At 70.6% G+C, this 16,554-nt stretch carries 14 protein-coding genes and 2 pseudogenes; 4 read left to right on the plus strand and 12 right to left on the minus strand.

From position 1 onward, the window contains the following. Positions 1-178 precede the first annotated feature (178 nt). The gene (locus CFK39_RS16385) at positions 179-334 is read right to left on the minus strand and encodes a hypothetical protein (protein WP_089063947.1); all 156 of its coding nucleotides are present in this window, start codon (positions 332-334) and stop codon (positions 179-181) included. Positions 335-665: 331 nt separating this feature from the next. On the opposite strand from CFK39_RS16385, the gene CFK39_RS01300 reads away from it, so the two are divergent. Both CFK39_RS01300 and CFK39_RS01305 read left to right on the plus strand, forming a co-directional pair. After that, complete coding sequence (locus tag CFK39_RS01300) at positions 666-2,219, plus strand: DUF1846 domain-containing protein (RefSeq protein WP_089063948.1); 1,554 nt, start codon at positions 666-668, stop codon at positions 2,217-2,219. An 18-nt stretch (positions 2,220-2,237) separates the two neighbouring features. Beyond that, positions 2,238-2,483 carry a hypothetical protein gene (locus CFK39_RS01305; protein WP_089063949.1) on the plus strand — a complete coding sequence of 82 codons (246 nt, stop codon included), beginning with the start codon at positions 2,238-2,240 and terminating at the stop codon, positions 2,481-2,483. Positions 2,484-2,508: 25 nt separating this feature from the next. Here the strand turns inward: CFK39_RS01305 and CFK39_RS01310 are convergent, their stop codons facing one another. From CFK39_RS01310 to CFK39_RS01345, 8 genes and pseudogenes are all read right to left on the minus strand, one after another. After that, positions 2,509-3,261, minus strand: a complete 753-nt coding sequence (locus tag CFK39_RS01310) for a ZIP family metal transporter (protein ID WP_089063950.1) — start codon at positions 3,259-3,261, stop codon at positions 2,509-2,511. Positions 3,262-3,325: 64 nt separating this feature from the next. Then, positions 3,326-4,105 carry an endonuclease/exonuclease/phosphatase family protein gene (locus tag CFK39_RS01315; RefSeq protein WP_245822792.1) on the minus strand — a complete coding sequence of 260 codons (780 nt, stop codon included), beginning with the start codon at positions 4,103-4,105 and terminating at the stop codon, positions 3,326-3,328. Positions 4,106-4,200: 95 nt separating this feature from the next. After that, entirely contained in the window at positions 4,201-5,469 is a 1,269-nt protein-coding gene (locus CFK39_RS01320) for a hypothetical protein (protein WP_089063952.1), read from the minus strand. A gap of 57 nt (positions 5,470-5,526) precedes the next feature. After that, positions 5,527-6,681, minus strand: a complete 1,155-nt coding sequence (locus CFK39_RS01325; protein ID WP_089063953.1) for a cysteine desulfurase family protein — start codon at positions 6,679-6,681, stop codon at positions 5,527-5,529. 9 nt (positions 6,682-6,690) lie between these two features. Then, complete coding sequence (gene nadC / locus CFK39_RS01330) at positions 6,691-7,578, minus strand: carboxylating nicotinate-nucleotide diphosphorylase (protein ID WP_089063954.1); 888 nt, start codon at positions 7,576-7,578, stop codon at positions 6,691-6,693. Next, a pseudogene (nadB, locus tag CFK39_RS01335) lies at positions 7,572-9,169 on the minus strand (L-aspartate oxidase). Before nadB ends, nadC begins: the two are co-directional and overlap by 7 nt. A gap of 2 nt (positions 9,170-9,171) precedes the next feature. After that, positions 9,172-10,479 carry a quinolinate synthase NadA gene (gene nadA / locus CFK39_RS01340; protein ID WP_089063955.1) on the minus strand — a complete coding sequence of 436 codons (1,308 nt, stop codon included), beginning with the start codon at positions 10,477-10,479 and terminating at the stop codon, positions 9,172-9,174. Positions 10,480-10,506: 27 nt separating this feature from the next. After that, positions 10,507-11,193, minus strand: coding sequence for an NUDIX hydrolase (locus tag CFK39_RS01345; protein WP_089063956.1), 687 nt, complete (start codon positions 11,191-11,193; stop codon positions 10,507-10,509). 310 nt (positions 11,194-11,503) lie between these two features. Here CFK39_RS01345 and CFK39_RS01350 point away from each other — a divergent pair, with 310 nt between their 5' ends. Next, complete coding sequence (locus CFK39_RS01350; protein WP_089063957.1) at positions 11,504-11,890, plus strand: hypothetical protein; 387 nt, start codon at positions 11,504-11,506, stop codon at positions 11,888-11,890. Here CFK39_RS01350 and CFK39_RS01355 read toward each other — a convergent pair whose 3' ends face one another. After that, positions 11,891-12,481, minus strand: a complete 591-nt coding sequence (locus CFK39_RS01355) for a hypothetical protein (protein WP_089063958.1) — start codon at positions 12,479-12,481, stop codon at positions 11,891-11,893. Continuing rightward, positions 12,427-13,188 carry a hypothetical protein gene (locus tag CFK39_RS01360; RefSeq protein ID WP_089063959.1) on the minus strand — a complete coding sequence of 254 codons (762 nt, stop codon included), beginning with the start codon at positions 13,186-13,188 and terminating at the stop codon, positions 12,427-12,429. Before CFK39_RS01360 ends, CFK39_RS01355 begins: the two co-directional genes overlap by 55 nt. 165 nt (positions 13,189-13,353) lie before the next feature. Between CFK39_RS01360 and CFK39_RS01365 the strand changes: the two genes are divergently transcribed. Next, complete coding sequence (locus CFK39_RS01365) at positions 13,354-15,003, plus strand: NERD domain-containing protein (RefSeq protein ID WP_089063960.1); 1,650 nt, start codon at positions 13,354-13,356, stop codon at positions 15,001-15,003. An 18-nt stretch (positions 15,004-15,021) separates the two neighbouring features. Here CFK39_RS01365 and CFK39_RS17420 read toward each other — a convergent pair. Then, a pseudogene (locus CFK39_RS17420) lies at positions 15,022-16,345 on the minus strand (short-chain fatty acid transporter). Positions 16,346-16,554 lie beyond the last annotated feature (209 nt).

Raw genomic sequence — 16,554 nt, forward strand, 5'->3', positions numbered from 1 at the left:
TACCGAGTGCCGCAGCGCGCCCACGCATGACGAGAGGCCCGTGGTCCACCGCGACGACGATCCACATCGTCATCGCAGTGATCCACGGGCCTCTGCACGCGGTGGCACCTCCGGCATGCCTCAGCCGTCGGGCCGTTTCAGCGGCCTGCTCTCACCCCTGGCGGCGCGACAGGTGCCGTCAGAACCAGGTCTTGCGGCCTCCCACGGCGCGGCCGAGGAAGCCGAGGACCGTCAGGACGATGCCGATCACGACGAGCAGCCCGCCGAGGGCGTAGAGGAAGGACAGGTCGGTCAGCGCGCCGACGATCAGCAGAATGACACCGAGAATGATCATGGAGAACCTCGCTAGGCTGGGACGGGCACCGCAGGTGTACCTGGGCGCCTTCGTGGTCACCGCTGTCCCGGGACGGGTGGGAACCCGCATGATTCGTGGGACAGCACTGGCCGGTAAGAGTCTCAACGATACCTGAACGTCGGGCCAGGACGATGCCTATCAGGGCGCGCCCAGCCCTCGCGCCGCCTCCGCCGGAAGGTGCTGTGACCAGCGGTCCCGTGCAGTGGGGGGAAGCGTCCGGGTGCTGGGTTACCACCCGGTCCGTCCCACACCGACCCGCGAGCCCTCGCGAACGCCCGCCCAGGCGCGTCAGCGGTGCTAGCGTGCCGGAGTGACCGACTCGGATTCCCGCTCCCCCGCCTCGACCGCCTCCAGTGCCCGGGAGGCTCGGGGAGGTGGCGCGATCGGCTTCGATCGCGAGCAGTACATCGAGCTCCAGTCCCGCCACATCCAGCACCGCCGTGAGGAGATCGGTGGGAAGCTGTACCTGGAGATGGGCGGGAAGCTCTTCGACGACCACCATGCCGCTCGGGTGCTGCCGGGTTTCACCCCGGACAACAAGATCGCGATGCTGCATCGGCTCAAGGATGAGCTGGAGATCCTGGTGTGCCTGAACGCGAAGGATCTGGAGCGGCAGAAGGTCCGTGCGGATCTGGGCATCCCGTATGAGGACGACGTGCTGCGGCTGATCGACGTGTTCCGCGAGCACGACTTCCTGGTCGAGAACGTGGTGCTCACGCAGCTGGAGGAGTCCAACCACGTCGCGCACGCCTTCATCGAGCGTCTGCAACGGCTGGGGCTGACCGTGGCGCGGCACACCGTGATCCCCGGATACCCGCAGGACACCGCGCGGATCGTCTCCGAGCAGGGCTTCGGGGCGAACCAGTACACGCAGACCACGCGCGACCTGATCGTGGTGACCGCACCCGGGCCGGGCTCGGGCAAGCTCGCCACCTGTCTCTCGCAGATCTACCACGACCATCAGCGCGGGATCAGCGCCGGATACGCGAAGTTCGAGACCTTCCCGATCTGGAACCTGCCGCTGGAGCACCCGGTGAACCTCGCCTACGAGTCCGCGACCGCGGATCTGGACGACCTCAACCTCATCGACCCCTTCCACCTGGCGGCATACGGGCAGCAGGTCACCAGCTACAACCGGGATGTGGAGGTGTTCCCGCTGCTGCGCACGCTGCTGGAGCGGCTCACGGGCTCCTCGCCCTATGCGTCTCCCACCGACATGGGCGTGAACCTGGCCGGGGACTGCATCGTGGATGACCAGGTGTGCCGGGAGGCCTCACGGCAGGAGATCATCCGCCGCTACTACAAGGCCCTCATGCACGAGCGGATCAACGACGAGGACGATGTCGTCTCCCAGCGGATCGGGATGATCATGTCCAAGGCGGGATGCGTGCCCGACGACCGTGCCGTGGTGCAGCCGGCCCTGGCGATCGAGGCCCGCACCGGGGAGCCGGGAGCGGCGATGCAGCTCGCCGACGGCACACTGATCTCGGGGAAGACCTCACCGCTGCTGGGCTGCTCGGCAGCGATGCTGCTGAACGCCCTGAAGCATCTGGCCGGCCTCGAGGATTCCGTGCAGCTGCTCTCGCCGTCGTCGATCGAACCGATCCAGACCTTGAAGACCGAGCATCTGGGCTCCCGCAACCCGCGTCTGCACACCGATGAGGTACTGATCGCGCTGTCGGTCTCCGCCTCGAGCGACGAGAACGCCCGGCGTGCTGTGGAGCAGCTGCGCAATCTTGCCGGCTGCGATGTCCACACCACCACGATCCTCGGTACCGTCGACGAGGACATCTTCCGCAACCTGGGGATCTCCGTGACCTCCGAGCCGCGGTTCCTGCACAAGGCGCTCTACCACAAGCGCTGAGAGACCCGGAGGTCCGTCATGCGTCGCTCGCTCTTCGCTCTCCTCGCCCCGCTGCTGCTGCTCGGCCTCGCCGCCTGCGGGCCGGACGAGACTCCCGGGGAGGAGACCGCGACCCCGACGACCGACGCGGAGACCACTGAGACATCACCCCCGGTGGAGGTCTCGGACGGCGGCGGAGAGCTCGGGGACGATGACGACGAGGTCGTCCAGCCGACGGAGACCACGCACTACGAGGAGCAGGGCGAGGGGACCGACGGCGAGTAGGCGTCGTTGCGGCCCCCGCCGACACTCACCCCATCGCGTGCAGGGTCAGTGCGGCGAGGAACCCGAGGGTCGCCAGCAGGCCCGTGTACAGGGAGTCCTTCGAGAAGGCCTCGGGGATCATGGTGTCGGTGATCATGGCGAGGATCGCGCCGGCGGCCAGGGCGTTGACCACTGCGAGGGTGGCGGGAGCCGCACCGTCGAGCAGCAGGAATCCGGCGAGCGAGGCGAGCCCGGAGGCCAGGGCGATCGCGCTCCAGATCCCGAACACGTATCGCCTGCTGCGGCCGGCGTTCTTCCAACCGGCGCTGCTGGAGAGCCCTTCGGGGACGTTGGAGATGAACACGGCGGCGAACATCGGCACGCTCAGCCCGGGACCGACGAGCACGCTGAGCCCGAGCACCATGGATTCGGGGACCCCGTCCAGCAGGGCGCCGATGGCGATCGCTCCCCCGCTGCCGCTCTGCTCCTGCTCGGAGGGCTGCTCGGTGCCGGAGCGCTTGCGGTGCCTCGCTCCGTGGCGGGCCAGCAGGATGTTCAGCCCCACGTAGATGACCGCTCCCGCGAGGAAGCCTCCGCTGGTAGCCAGCAGTCCACCCTGGTCCATGGCGTCCGAGACCAGCTCGAGGGTGAGGGCGGAGATCAGCACTCCGGCGCCGAAGGCCATGATGGCGGCGACGACCGCGCCGGGGACCTTCACGAACCAGGCGATCGCGCTGCCCAGCAGCAGGGCACCACCGGCGACCGATCCGGCCAGCAGGGCGAGCAACCAGGGTTCCATCTCAGCTCCTCGACCCCGACGATGCGATGTGGTGGCGACTCTAGCTCGCCGCTGCCGTGCGGTGTCAGTGCAGCTCTAGCAGCGCCTGCACGGCGGCGTGGTCGGAGTGGGCACGGACGTCCGTGCCGGCAGTGACGATCGCGGCCTGCAGCGCAGTGAGGTCCGGAGTGGTGAGGATCCAGTCGATGCGCTCACCGTCCGCGATCGGCGGGAGGTAGTCGGTGAAGGTGCCCCAGGCGGGGGTGAGTCGTTCGTGGGCGGAGTCCCAGCTGTCCAGCATCGGTCCGTCGGTGACGAGGCTGGAGTAGGCCCGGGAGGCCCGCGCGGCGGCGTTGAAGTCGCCGGTGAGGATCGTGGGGCGGGAGTTGTTCGCGACCAGGTCGGCGAGGAGTTGGGCGGCACGCTGTCGGGCGGTCTCGGACTCGTGGTCGAGGTGGGTGTTCAGGAGGGTCAGCTCCCGGCCGGTGATCCGGTCACGGAGGTCCGCGCGGACCACGATCCGGGTGACGGTGTGCCCCCAGGTGACCGAGCCGATCACCTTCGGGGTGTCCGAGAGCCAGAACTGGTCCCAGGCGATCACCTCGAAGCGTTCGGGATCGTAGAGGATCACGGCGTGCTCGCCCCGGCTGCCACCCTCGCGGCCGAAGCCGAGGCGGCGATGGCCGGGCAGCGCCTCGTCCAGCGCGGAGAGCTGGCCCTGCAGCGCTTCCTGGACCCCGAGCAGATCCGGCCGCTCCCGGGCGAGCAGCTCGATGAGCAGGGGCCGGCGCTCGGGCCAGTGATCAGGATCGCCGGGACGCGTGCCGCCGTCCACGGAGCGGTCGCAACGGATGTTCGTGCTCATCACATGCAGCTGCTCAGGGGTCGTGGGAGTCAGAGCGGGAGGTGTCACCTCCGCGTCCCGGAGGGACGACGGGAGATGGCGTTGCGGCCTGGGCTTCATCGCGCCTCCTCCGTCCATGTGACCTGTGCGCAGCCGTGGCGTTCGGCCCACGTCGCCAGAGAGACCGTGTCCGTCGACGGTGGATAGGTCAGCTCGGCGGTGCCCGCCGGCCTGCTGACCCGGAGTGAGGTGTGCACGTTCGCGCTCCACGTCGGCCGGCGTCGGTCGGTGTGGTCCGGCCGCTCACCACCGAGCGTCAGGTCGTGATCTCTCGGCGCACACGGGAGCAGGACCACGGTGACGACCCGAGCGTGGACCTCGATCCGGTCGATCTGCTCCCAGGGGATCAGGCGCCTGCCGTGGTGGATGTCGAACCACCCCAGCTCCGTCGCGCCCGCGAGCGGCCGTGTCGACCGCAAGGACGTGACGATCCGCGGGAGGAAGACGGCCAGCCCCACCACCGGCATCCAGCCGAAGAGCACCACCAGCCACCAGGGCGCCTCCCCCGTCGCGATGCCCCAGACGAAGATGCCTCCGAAGCCGGCCAGCAGCACGCTGCCCCAGGCGTAGAAGACCGACCGGCGGAGGCGCTCGTGCAGCGGGGTGACGTCGGCTCGCGGATCCGGCGACCACGCGGGGTCCAGGCCGAACCGTCTGGTCTCCTCGAACGTCGGCGAGAAGCCGTCAGCCGCCCAGCGCCGGACCGCCTCCTGGGCCCCGGGTCGCCAGCGCACCCCAGGGCCGAGCCCGGCCCCTGCCCCCGCCGGCAGGGACCGACCGACCTCCCGGTCCAGCCCCACCCAGCGCAGGCCCTCGATGGGCACCTGGCTGTCGCCTCTGCCGCCGTGCCCGGTGACGATCATCCCGCCGGGGCAGATGGCCACCGTGCCCTGGTTCGAGGACCACGCCCGGCTCAGGCGTGGCAGCACGGTGGCGAGAGTGACGCCGGCTGCGGCCAGGGCACCGGAGAGCACGATGAGCCGGGCGGAGTCCTCGACACCGAGGAGGGCCCCGAAGCCCACCGTTCCCAGCACCGCTGCGACCAGCCCGGCCCAGGACAGCACCATGGCCCCGCGCCGGGGCCGCCACGCGATCAGCACGGCACCATCCGGGCGACGCGGCGGGCGCAGGTCCCGCAGGAAGCCGTCGAGGGTCATCACCCAAGGGAGCGCGGCGAAGAGGACGATCACCACGATGACGACCAGCTTCAGCCCCGGGTCGTCCACCTCGGGATGGGTCGCGATGCTACCGATCAGGCCCACGGCTCCCAGGGAGAATCCGGCCTTCACCGGCGGGGACTCCATCAGACGCTGCGTCGCACTCATCTCACGCTCCGTATACACCGCAGTGCGGCGGGTGGGGTCCATAGAAGACAGGTCACTCTAACCGGCCCGGACCGCCTTCCGCCCCCGGGAGAGGACCTCGGCGATCACGGTCGCGGCCTCCTCCACCTCGGCGGCGGTGGTCCTCGGGCCGAGTGTGAAGCGCACGGCGGTCTGCGCGACCTCGTGCGGGATCCCCAGGGCGAGGAGCACGTGGGAGGGCTCGTCGCTGCCGGCGGCGCAGGCCGAGCCGCTGGAGGAGATCACGCCCTGTTCGGCGAGGTCCAGCACGATCGACTCCCCGCTGCGGCCGGGGACGCAGAAGGAGGCGTGGCCGGGCAGGCGCGCTCCGGGCCGGTCGACGTCCGCCCCGGTCAGCAGCATGTCCTCTCGCGCTTCAAGCACCAGGCGGACCAGGAGGTCGCGCAGCGGTCTCAGCCGCTCCGTCGCCTCGATCCGCTCCGTCTCGGCCAGCTCGAGCGCGGTCGCGAGCGCGACCGCGAAGGCGACGTTCTCGGTGCCGGAGCGTCGGCCGTTCTCCTGACCGCCGCCGTGCACGAGCGGCTCCACCGGCAGTCTGCCGCGGATCATCGCCAGGCCGCTCCCTTTGGGCGCGCCGAGCTTGTGGCCGGACAGGGTCAGGGCGTCTGCTCCGAGGCCCCGCAGCTCGAGCCAGCCGGCGGCCTGCACGGCGTCGGTATGCAGGAGTGCGCCGGAGGCGTGAGCGACCTCGGCGAGCGCGGGGATGTCGTGGACGGTGCCGATCTCGTTGTTGGCCAGGGCCAGGGAGACCAGAGTCGTGTCCTCGCGCAGCGCCTCGCGCAGCGCCTCGGGGCTCACGGCGCCGTCGGGCGCCACCTCGAGGAACGTCACCTCGAAGCCGTGGACGCGGTGCAGGTAGTCGATGCTCGCCAGCACCGCGTCGTGCTCGGTGGCGGCGGTGACCAGATGCTTCCCGCGAGGTGAGGCGAGGGCGAGCCCCTTGATCGCGAGGTTCGCCGCCTCGGTGCCTCCGGCGGTGAAGGCGACGTCGCTACGGCGCACGCCGAGCACGGCGGCAGCACGGGCTCTGGCATCCGCGAGCCCGGCGGCGGCGGCCTCCCCCACCGGGTGGTGGCTGGAGGGGTTGCCGAAGGTGCCGGTGAGATACGGCCAGGCGGCTTCGAGCGCCTCCCGGCGGACAGGGGCAGTGGCGGCGGTGTCGAGGTAGATCATCGGCGGCGCTCAGGCGGTGACGGTCATGTCGAGGCCGAGGTCCAGGTGGCGGGCACTGTGGGTGAGGGCGCCGGAGGAGATGACATCCACGCCGGTGCGGGCGATGTCGGCGACCGTCTCGAGGGTGACGGTGCCGCTGGCCTCGATGATCGCGCGGCCGGCGACGATCTCCACGCCGCGGACGAGGTCCGCCGGCGCGAAGTTGTCGAGCATGATCACGTCGACCCCACCGGCGAGCACGGGCTCGATCTGCTCGATGCGGTCCACCTCCACCTCGAGCGTGGTGGTGTGGCCGAGGCGGGAGCGTGCCTGCTGGATCGCCTCGGTGAGGTCCAGGCCCTGCTGCTGGATCACGGCGAGGTGGTTGTCCTTGGCCATCACCGCGTCGGAGAGGGAGAAGCGGTGGTTGACTCCACCGCCGCACCGCACGGCATGGCGCTCCAGGGCTCGCAGGCCCGGGGTGGTCTTGCGGGTGTCGGTGATCGAGGCGCCGGTGCCTTCGACCGCATCGACGAACCGGCGGGTGAGGGTCGCGATGCCGGTCATCCGCTGGAGGAGGTTCAGGGCCACCCGCTCGGCCTGGACCACGGCGCGGGCCGGGCCGGTGACGGTGGCCAGCACCTCCCCGATATCGAAGCGGTCGCCGTCGGCCCTGTGCGCACGGACCTGCACCGCGGGGTCGGTGAGGCGGAAGGCGGCGGCGAAGACCTCGATCCCCGAGAGCACGCCAGGTTCGCGCGCGGTGAGCTCGGCGGTGGCCACAGCCCCGATGGGCAGGAACACCTCGCCGGTGAGGTCTCCCCAGGGCGCGTCCTCGGCGAGCGCGGCGGAGACCACGGCCTCGATCCGGGCGGCCGGGAGCGTGGGGGCGGTGGCGGTGGCGGTGGCGGTCAGCATGCGTGGTCCTCCTGGACGGGGGCGGCGGGGGCGTCGAGACGGTGGTGGGCACCGAGTGAGTCGGGGTTCGCGCCCGGGCACAGGCGACGAGCAGGCGGGCGAGATCGAGGAGGTTGCGGTCCTCGAGCGCGGCGACGGTGGTGGGGGCGGCGGGATCGACTGCCTGCCAGGTGGCGAGGACGTCAGCGGCCTCATCCAGCTCGGCGCCGGTGCGCAGCAGTCCGGCACGGCTCCACATCAGCTGCTGGAGATCACCCCGGGTCCAGGCGGCGCCGGCGGTGGGAGCTCGCTGCACGGCGGGCAGGCGCGACGGCGCCGGGCCCGCACCCGGTCCGGGCCCGGCGCCGCGAGCGGCTGCGGCCTCCCCTGCCCGGGCACCGAACACGGCACCCTCGAGCAGGGAGTTCGAGGCCAGCCGGTTCGCTCCGTGCACCCCGGTGCGGGCGCACTCCCCCGCCGCGAGCAGCCCGGGCAGCGAGGTCGCGCCGTCCAGAGCGGTGCGGATGCCGCCCATCCAGTAGTGGGCGGCGGGGGTGACGGGCACCGGTGTGCGGGTCCAGTCGATCCCGCACGCGTGCAGCTGGGCGTCGATGCTCGGGAAGCGCCGCCGCAGCCGTGCTCCCCCGATCCCGGTGGCGTCCAGCAGCACCGGACGGCCGGCCTGGATCCGCATCACCCTCGCGATGGCGCGGGCGACGACGTCGCGCGGTGCGAGTTCGGCCCGTGGGTCGAGGGTGGGCAGGAAGCGCCCGCCCCGCTCGTCGCGCAGCAGCGCGCCCTCGCCGCGCACCGCTTCCGAGATCAGGAAACTGCCCGGGCCGGCGAGCGCGGTGGGGTGGAACTGGAAGAACTCGAGGTCCTCGAGCTCGGCCCCTGCGCGCCACGCGGCGGCGATCCCGTCACCGGTGGCGGCGGCGGGGTTCGTGGTGTGGGCGAAGAGCTGACCGGCGCCGCCGGTGGCCAGCACGGTCGCTCCGGCACGGAGTGCGAAGCGGGTCCCGTCGGCCCCGAGCAGCTCGGCACCGACGACCCGGCCGGACTCGCACAGCAGGTCCACCAGGGTGGTGTGCTCATGTACGAGGAGGCTCCCGGGGCCGTGGACCGAGCGCGCGGCGCGCGCTGCTGCCCGCACCAGCGACTCCTGGATCGCTCGCCCGGTCGCATCGCCGCCGACGTGGAGGATGCGCGCACGCCCGTGGGCACCCTCCAGGCCCAGGGCGTACGGGGACCCGGTTCTGCCGGGGCCGGTGACGTCCCGGTCCCGGTCCCGGTCGAAGGCGACCCCGTGGCCGATGAGCTCGTCGATCGCCTCCGGCCCCTCCTCGCACAGCACCCGCACCGCCTCCGCCTCGCAGTGACCGGCCCCGGCCCCGCAGGTGTCCCGGGCATGCTGAGCGGGACTGTCCTCGGGACCCACGGCGCCGGCGATCCCGCCCTGGGCGCAGGCGGTGGCGCCGTCGCCGAGCGCCCCCTTGGTCACCAGCCGCACATGAGCGGTGCGGGAAGCCCGCAGCGCCGCCGTCAGCCCTGCGATGCCGGAGCCGATCACCAGCACCTGCGTGCCGGCGCCGCGTACCTCGCGTCCGGTCATGTTCAGCGCTCCGCGGTGGTGCGGGCCGGGGCGGGCTTCACCTCGAGCATCCGCTCCAGGGCGAGCCGGGCCGGCTCAGCGACGTCCTGGCCCACGGTGATGCGGTTGACCACCTCGCCGGCCAGCAGGGACTCCAGCACCCAGGCCAGATAGCCGGGGTGGATGCGATACATGGTCGAGCAGGGGCACACCACCGGGTCGAGGCAGAAGATGGTGTGCTGCGGGTGCGCAGCGGCGAGGCGCTGGACCAGATTGATCTCGGTGCCGATCGCGAAGGTCGTGGGCTCCTCGGCCCCTTCGATCGCGCGGCGGATGAAGTCGGTGGAGCCGGATTCGTCGGCGGCGTCGACCACGGGCATGGGGCACTCGGGGTGCACGATCACCCGCACCCCGGGGTGCTCGACGCGGGCCTTGTCGATCTGTGCGGTGGTGAAGCGCTTGTGCACGGAGCAGAAGCCGTGCCACAGCACCACCTTCGCCTCCTGCAGGCCCTGGGCGTCGTTGCCACCCAGCGGTCGGTGCGGGTTCCACATCGGCATCTGCTCCAGGCCGATTCCCATCGACTTGGCGGTATTGCGCCCGAGGTGCTGGTCGGGGAAGAAGAGCACCCGTCGTCCCCGGGCGAAGGCCCAGTCCAGGACCGCGGTCGCGTTGGAGGAGGTGCACACGATCCCCCCGTGCCGGCCCACGAACCCCTTGAGCGCGGCGGCGGAGTTCATGTACGTGACCGGGATGATCGGCAGCAGCCCGTCGGCGTCCTCGCTCTCGCCGCCGTAGACCTCCATCAGCTGCTCCCAGGCTTCCTCGACCTGGTCGATATCGGCCATGTCCGCCATCGAGCACCCGGCAGCCAGGTTGGGCAGGATCACGGTCTGCTCGGGGGCGGAGAGCAGGTCCGCGGTCTCGGCCATGAAGTGCACGCCGCAGAAGATGATGGCTTCCGCCTCGGTGCGGGACGTCGCGGCGGTGGCGAGCTGGAAGGAGTCGCCGACGTAGTCCGCGTACTGCACCACCTCGTCGCGCTGGTAGAAGTGCCCCAGCACCACCGCGCGGTCGCCGAGCTCGGTCTTCGCCGCGAGGATGCGACGGTCCAGCTCCTCGGCGCTCGCGTCGCGATACTCCTGGGGGATCTCGCCCTGGGCCGGTGCGCCGGCGGGGATCGGATCCGCCATCGAGGCTCCGGGGCCGTAGCCGGGATCGGTCGCATCGACGTCCCAGGGGGCATCCAGCAGACGGGTCGAGCAGCTGGCGTCCGCGGTGCCGCGGGTGCTGAGGTCACGCAGGGTCAGGTCGACGGAGGCGGTGGTCATGGGTTCTCCTGAGGGTCGGGGCTGAGGTCAGCGTTCGGTGAGAGGGCCGTTGTCGGAAAGCTGGATGGAGCGGTCGTGCCGGTACAGGCGGGCGGGGCGGTGACGGCCTCCGGTGCGATAGGCGTCGGTGGCCACGAGCCGTCCCGAGGCCTCGATCTGCCGGCGGAAGTTCGAGGGTTCGAGGGAGCGCTGGAGCACCGCTTCATGGACTCCGCGCAGCTCGGCGAGGGTGAAGCTCTCACCGAGGAAGGCGGCGGCGATGCGGGAGTACTCGACCTTGTTGCGCAGTCGCCACAGCGCGTACTCGACGATCAGCGAGTGGTCGAAGGCGAGTTCGGGCAGCTCGTCGGCGACGAACCATTGGACATTCACGCCGACGGCGCCGGCGTCGGCCTCCTCCGGCCGCACCAGCGCCCAGTAGACGACTGAGACGGTGCGCTCGGCGGTTGTCGGCGCCCGGTCCGTACCGCCGAAGGCGTAGAGCTGTTCGAGGTATCGCGGGCTGAGCCGGGTGGTCTCCTGCAGGGTCCGGGCGGCCGAGGCCGCCAGGCCCTCGTCCGCGCCGAGCGGTCCCCCGGGAAGTGCCCATCGTCCCTGGTGCGGCTGCCGGATACGGCGCACCAGGGGCACCCACAGCACCGGCAGCCGTGTCCTGGGGTGCGGGCGCAGCGCGAAGATGACGGTCGAGACCGCCAGGGAGAGCGAGCCTTCCATCACAACACCTCCTGTTAAGGTCAATGGGACCTTTACTCGTGACGAGGAGGTTAGTTTCATCTCGACCAGAAGACCGGCCTTCGCGCATGAGGTGTGAGCGGCGTCACGTGGATGCTGACATTAACTCCTCACCGGAACGGCGCTCCACAGCCGCGGCGAGCTCGCGCACGCCCCGAGCGCCGCGGGCATCACCCGGACCGACCTAGGAGTCCGCGCCGATGAGGGCTACGGTCGGCCTCAGAGCGCTGCCACCGGGCAGAGTTCTCTTACCCTGCCGTGCCCGTGCTCGGCGAGGAGCTGGAGGCGCACGATGACCACCGACCGCCCCGACCGTCTCCGCATGACCCGTGAGCAGGCTCTGGCGTGGAATCCCGCCTGGTCCGCCGCGGACGTCCGCCTGCTCGAGGAGAATCTCGACCGGCTCGAGGTGCGCGCCTTCTATCGCACCCGTTCCAACGGCAGCGTCACCGCGCAGGACGCGGACGGGCTGTCGGTGATGTACCTGTCCCCGGGATACGTGGAGTTCCGCAAGGGCCTCGCGCCGACCGATCGCCCGGATCCGGCTTGGCACGGTCTCGCCCTGTCGTGCTTCCGACCCCGCTCGAGGGATGTGGGGACCACGGACGAGGGCCCCGCCATCTGTCCGTCCTGCTTCATCGCGCTGCCCGCCACCGGCGTCTGCGACGACTGCGGGTGATCACCGGCATGCTGCGGGGCCGTCACCGATCCCGCAGCACGTGGGCCCTCCCCTGCCTCTCCACCTCGCCGACCAGGGTGAATGCCCCGGACTCGGGGGATAGGGCAACTGGTGCGGACCGACCTCGCGGAACAGCGGGCCGGCGCTGCGCACCTGCACCGAAGACCGGCTCAGCCACCGCTCGAGGCGATGATTCACCCGGTTGCCGAGGTCGCGATCGATGAAACGAGGTGCATCTGCACGGGCGGTCACCAGGGTGTGCTGCCCCCGCACCTCGACCGACTCGATATCCTCCCAGGCCACGAGCCCCTGGCCATGCAGATGGTCGACCCATCCGGCGGGGCTCAGCTCCGCCGGTCGGGTCACGTCGGTGCGCAAGGTGCGCAGCAGGCGCGGGGCGAGGATCGCGACGCCGAGCAGCGGTGCCCAGCCGAGCAGCAGCAGGATCCACCACGACGCCTCACCTGTCGCGACCGCCCAGATCATCGCTCCGGCCAGGAGCGCGCAGCCGAGCGTCGCCCAGCCCTGGAGGGCGATCAGCCCCAGCGGTCGGCCCGGGAGGATCGCACCGTCGACGGATCCGAGGACCACTCGGGGTCCAGGTGGAGGGAGCGTGCCTCCTCGGCGGTCGGGTCGAAACCCTCTGCGGCCCAGCGCGCGACGGCCGCGCAGGTGCCGGGTCGCCACCGCACACGCCCACCGAGCCCGCATCCCCGCACGGCCGGCAGCGACCCCTCCGGCGATGACGACGGCAGGACCGTCCCGAGCTCCGTCCACGGGATCGTCATGTCCTCACCGCCTCGCGCAGGGACGATCTGCAGCCCGCCGGGAGAGGCGGCCACCCGCCCGGCGCCATCGGCGTACCAGCGGCTGAGCCGCGGCAGCAGCGAAGCGACCGGAAGCGCCACGAGGAAGGAGAGCATGCTGAGCAGGAGTGCGACATCGCTCAGCTCTGCGGCCGCCAGCAGACCGAAGGACAGCCCGCTGAGGATCACCACCGCCAGCGATGCCCAGGACAGCACGCGCGCTAGGCGCCGCGGACGATTCGCGAGGACGACCGCATCGCCCAGGCACCGGGGTTCCCGCACGTCGCGCACGAATCCGGAAAGCGTGGCGCCCCAGATGACGGTGCCGAGCATCAGCACGACCACGACCATGACGATCCGCGCCATGGCCCCCAGCTCCTCGTCGTCAAAGCCGGGCACTGCAGTGACCAGGACCAGGAACAGCACTGAGGCGAAGCCCCGCATCGGTGGCAGGGACAGCAGGAACGTCGCGGAGCTCGGATTCATGGCCATCTCGAGATCAGCGTCGTCCCGGGGCCGTCCAGGGTGAACCCAGGGGCGAGATGGTCACGGCGCATGGCACCACCCTAGACCCCGTCCCGGATACCGCGCCCCGCCCCGGAGCCGCTCGTTATCCTGAGACCACCAGCGATGATGCGAAGCGCGCCAGGAGCCGTCATGCCGATCACCCACCCGGACACCCCCGATTTCGCTTCGGCGGCCGAGCAGACTGTCTGGGAGCATCTGAGTGCCCAACTGCCGCACGACGCCGTGCTGATCGCCGGCCAGCGCGTCACCCGGGACGGCACGGAGGTCGAGGCGGACCTGCTGGTGCTGTGGCCGGGGAGCGGCGTGGCGGTGATCGAGATCAAGGGCGGGCGGATCTCTCTGCGTGAGGGCCGCTGGTACCAGGCCGACCGCTCCGGGGAGCGGGAGCTGAAGAAGTCCCCGATCGATCAGGCGCAGACGGCGAAGCATCACCTGATCGCCTACCTCAACAATGCCGCCTCGACACCCATCGGCCGTGCCGTGCACCTGGTGGTGCTCCCGTACACCGAGCTGCCGAGGAGCTGGGATCCGCCGGAGGCCCCTCGTGCGATCACGCTGGACTCGACCGACCTGCCGTATCTGACCGAGCGGATCGTGCACGCCCTGAACGCACAGACGCGCCCCGGGTACGTGCCGCTGGACGCCCTCCAGTGCGCCTACGCGGTGAAGGTCCTGCGGCGCACCCATCGCGCTATCGAGAACCATCAGCTGCTGGCCCGGGAGATCGCCGACGAGGGCAATGCCCTGACCCATGAGCAGCAGCGGGCGATGGCACTGCTGCGATTCCAGGACCGGGCACAGATCATCGGCGGTGCCGGTTCCGGCAAGACGCATCTGGCGATGATCAAGGCCCGGAACCTGACCCGTCGCGGTGCCCGGACCGCCCTGCTGTGCTATTCCCGGGGTCTGGCCCGCCACTTCCAGCTGCTGACCTCGACCTGGCCCGTCGAGGAGCGGCCCGCTTATGTAGGGCTGTTCCATGATCTTCCCGTGCGCTGGGGCGCCGAGACCGAGGATGAGTTCGACGGGGCCGTCGTCGCCTACTACGAGCAGCACCTGCCCCGTCGCCTCGCCGAGCTCGCCCAGCATCAGGATCCGAGTGAGCTTTTCGACGCGATCGTGGTGGATGAGGCACAGGATTTCGCGGACATCTGGTGGGACTCCCTGCAGCCCTGCCTGCGCGATCCCGAGCAGGGAGTGCTGTTCGTGTTCACTGACGAGCACCAGACGGTGTTCGACCGCGAGGGCCGCGCCCCGATCACCCTGAACCCGTTCCCGCTGGACGACAACCTGCGCAACACCAGCACCATCGCCCGGACCTTCGCGCCGCTCGCGCCCCTGGAGCAGAATGCCCGGATGGAGGAGGGCGCCCCGGTGCGGTACGTCGCGAGCACCGCGCAGGAGGCGGTCGCCGCCGCCGACGACGTGATCGAACAGCTCCTCGTCGAGGGATGGGCTCCCGGAGACGTGGCCCTGCTCACCACCCGCAGCCGCCACCCCGAGCAGAAGGAGCGGATCGAGCACTTCGGGTACGACGGGTACTGGGATGAGTTCTTCGCCGAGGAGGACGTCTTCTACGGGCACGTGCTGAACTTCAAGGGGCTCGAGCGGCCCGTCGTGGTCCTCGCGGTCAACGGCTTCGGTTCCGCCGAGCGCGCACCGCAGCTGCTGTACGTAGGGCTCTCCCGCGCACGGTCGCTCCTGGTGGTGGTCGGTGACGGCGGCGAGATCTGGGACGCCGGCGGCGGTGTGGTGTGGGAGCGGATCAGCCAGCGGTGACCGGGCGCGCCACGCCGTTCACAGCGACACGATCAGCAGCGTCCCCGCGAACACCAGCCCGGAGGCGACCAGCACGATGGTGGTGTAGCCGAGGATGTCGCGCATCTTCAGACCCGCGATCGCGAGCAGCGGGAGCGCCCAGAACGGCTGGATCATGTTCGTCCACTGGTCGCCGTAGGAGACGGCCATGATGGTGATCGCCGGATCCACGCCGAGATCGGCGCCGGCACCCAGCATGATGGGTCCCTGCACCGCGAACTGTCCGCCGCCGGAGGGCACGAAGAAGTTCACCAGCCCCGAGGCGAGGAACGCGAAGAGACCGAAGGTGGTGGTGGTCGAGATCGAGACGAAGGCGTCGGAGAACACCTGGACCAGCCCGGAGCCGACCATCATGCCCAGGATCCCGGCGTACAGCGGGAACTGCAGCAGGATCTCGCCCACGTTGGACGCGGCGCTCTTGGTCAGGTGGATCAGCTCGAAGGGATTCTTCACCAGCAGCAGGATCAGGGCGAGGAAGGACCAGTTCACGGTATCCAGCGTCAAGGTGCCGCCGCCCACGAAGTGCAGCACCAGGTACGCCACCAGCGCGAGTCCGATCAGACCGGTCACGATCCGGCTGGCGTCGAGCCGGTCGGCCGGGGTGATGATCTCCTCCTGGAGGTCCTCCACCTGCTCGCGGGCATCGACGGTGAGCTCGGTGACCCGGTCACCGCGCCGGGGGGGCCACCAGGTAGAGCGCGAGCGCGACCACGAGGATCGTCACTGCGGCAGCACTCATGTTCCAGGCGGAGAAGACGGTCTCGGTGATCGGGATCGGCTGCCCGCCGAGAGAGTCCATGAGGAAGGAGTCCTCGGTGGCGGCGGTCAGCGGGCCGGACGCCGAGTAGCCCATGTGCCAGACCACGAATCCGCCGAAGCCGGCTGCCACCAGCATCGGGAAGTGCAGCTTCAGCCCGCGCTCGCGACCCTGGTAGGCGACCTCGCGCGCCAGCAGGCCACCCACCACCAGTCCCAGGCCCCAGGTGATGAGGGAGGCGATCGCGGCGACCACGAACACGAAGACGTAGGCGGTCAGCTCGGTCTTCGGGACCGACGCGAGGAAGGCCAGGATCCTCCGCACCGGCCCGGTGTTGGCCAGCATGTGCCCCAGCAGCAGGATGAGCGCCATCTGGGTCATGAAGGCCAGCAGCCCGGAGAGTCCATCACCCCATTGCACGACCAGGTCTGCGGGGCCGGTATCGGTGAGGATCAGACCCAGGGCTGCGACGATGAAGGTCAGGACGATCGAGAAGACGAGGGCGGAGGGGATGAATCGCTCCACCAGGTGGTTCAGAGGGCGCATGGCGCGTGAGATCGCCGTGCCCTCCTTCCGTGCGGTGCGGGGTTCGGGCGCGCTGGACATGCAGTGGACTCCTCAGGGATGAGGCCGGTCCGCACGACGTCGTGCGAAGGACCAGGGCCTGAACTGATGTGACTGTCGCCACCATAGGACGGATCCTGTCGTGACGTGGCGCAATGGCTCCGCCAGGCGTTCTCGTTCCTCGAAGCCGC

The organism is Brachybacterium avium (assembly GCF_002216795.1).
Lineage (GTDB): Bacteria > Actinomycetota > Actinomycetes > Actinomycetales > Dermabacteraceae > Brachybacterium > Brachybacterium avium.

Coding starts and splice junctions, on each gene's coding strand:
- CFK39_RS16385 (WP_089063947.1), bottom strand. CDS start 334: ATGATCATTCTCGGTGTCATTCTGCTGATCGTCGGCGCGCTGACCGAC.
- CFK39_RS01305 (WP_089063949.1), top strand. CDS start 2,238: ATGCGTCGCTCGCTCTTCGCTCTCCTCGCCCCGCTGCTGCTGCTCGGC.
- CFK39_RS01310 (WP_089063950.1), bottom strand. CDS start 3,261: ATGGAACCCTGGTTGCTCGCCCTGCTGGCCGGATCGGTCGCCGGTGGT.
- CFK39_RS01315 (WP_245822792.1), bottom strand. CDS start 4,105: ATGAGCACGAACATCCGTTGCGACCGCTCCGTGGACGGCGGCACGCGT.
- CFK39_RS01320 (WP_089063952.1), bottom strand. CDS start 5,469: ATGAGTGCGACGCAGCGTCTGATGGAGTCCCCGCCGGTGAAGGCCGGA.
- CFK39_RS01325 (WP_089063953.1), bottom strand. CDS start 6,681: ATGATCTACCTCGACACCGCCGCCACTGCCCCTGTCCGCCGGGAGGCG.
- nadC (WP_089063954.1), bottom strand. CDS start 7,578: ATGCTGACCGCCACCGCCACCGCCACCGCCCCCACGCTCCCGGCCGCC.
- nadA (WP_089063955.1), bottom strand. CDS start 10,479: ATGACCACCGCCTCCGTCGACCTGACCCTGCGTGACCTCAGCACCCGC.
- CFK39_RS01345 (WP_089063956.1), bottom strand. CDS start 11,193: ATGGAAGGCTCGCTCTCCCTGGCGGTCTCGACCGTCATCTTCGCGCTG.
- CFK39_RS01350 (WP_089063957.1), top strand. CDS start 11,504: ATGACCACCGACCGCCCCGACCGTCTCCGCATGACCCGTGAGCAGGCT.
- CFK39_RS01360 (WP_089063959.1), bottom strand. CDS start 13,188: ATGGCCATGAATCCGAGCTCCGCGACGTTCCTGCTGTCCCTGCCACCG.
- CFK39_RS01365 (WP_089063960.1), top strand. CDS start 13,354: ATGCCGATCACCCACCCGGACACCCCCGATTTCGCTTCGGCGGCCGAG.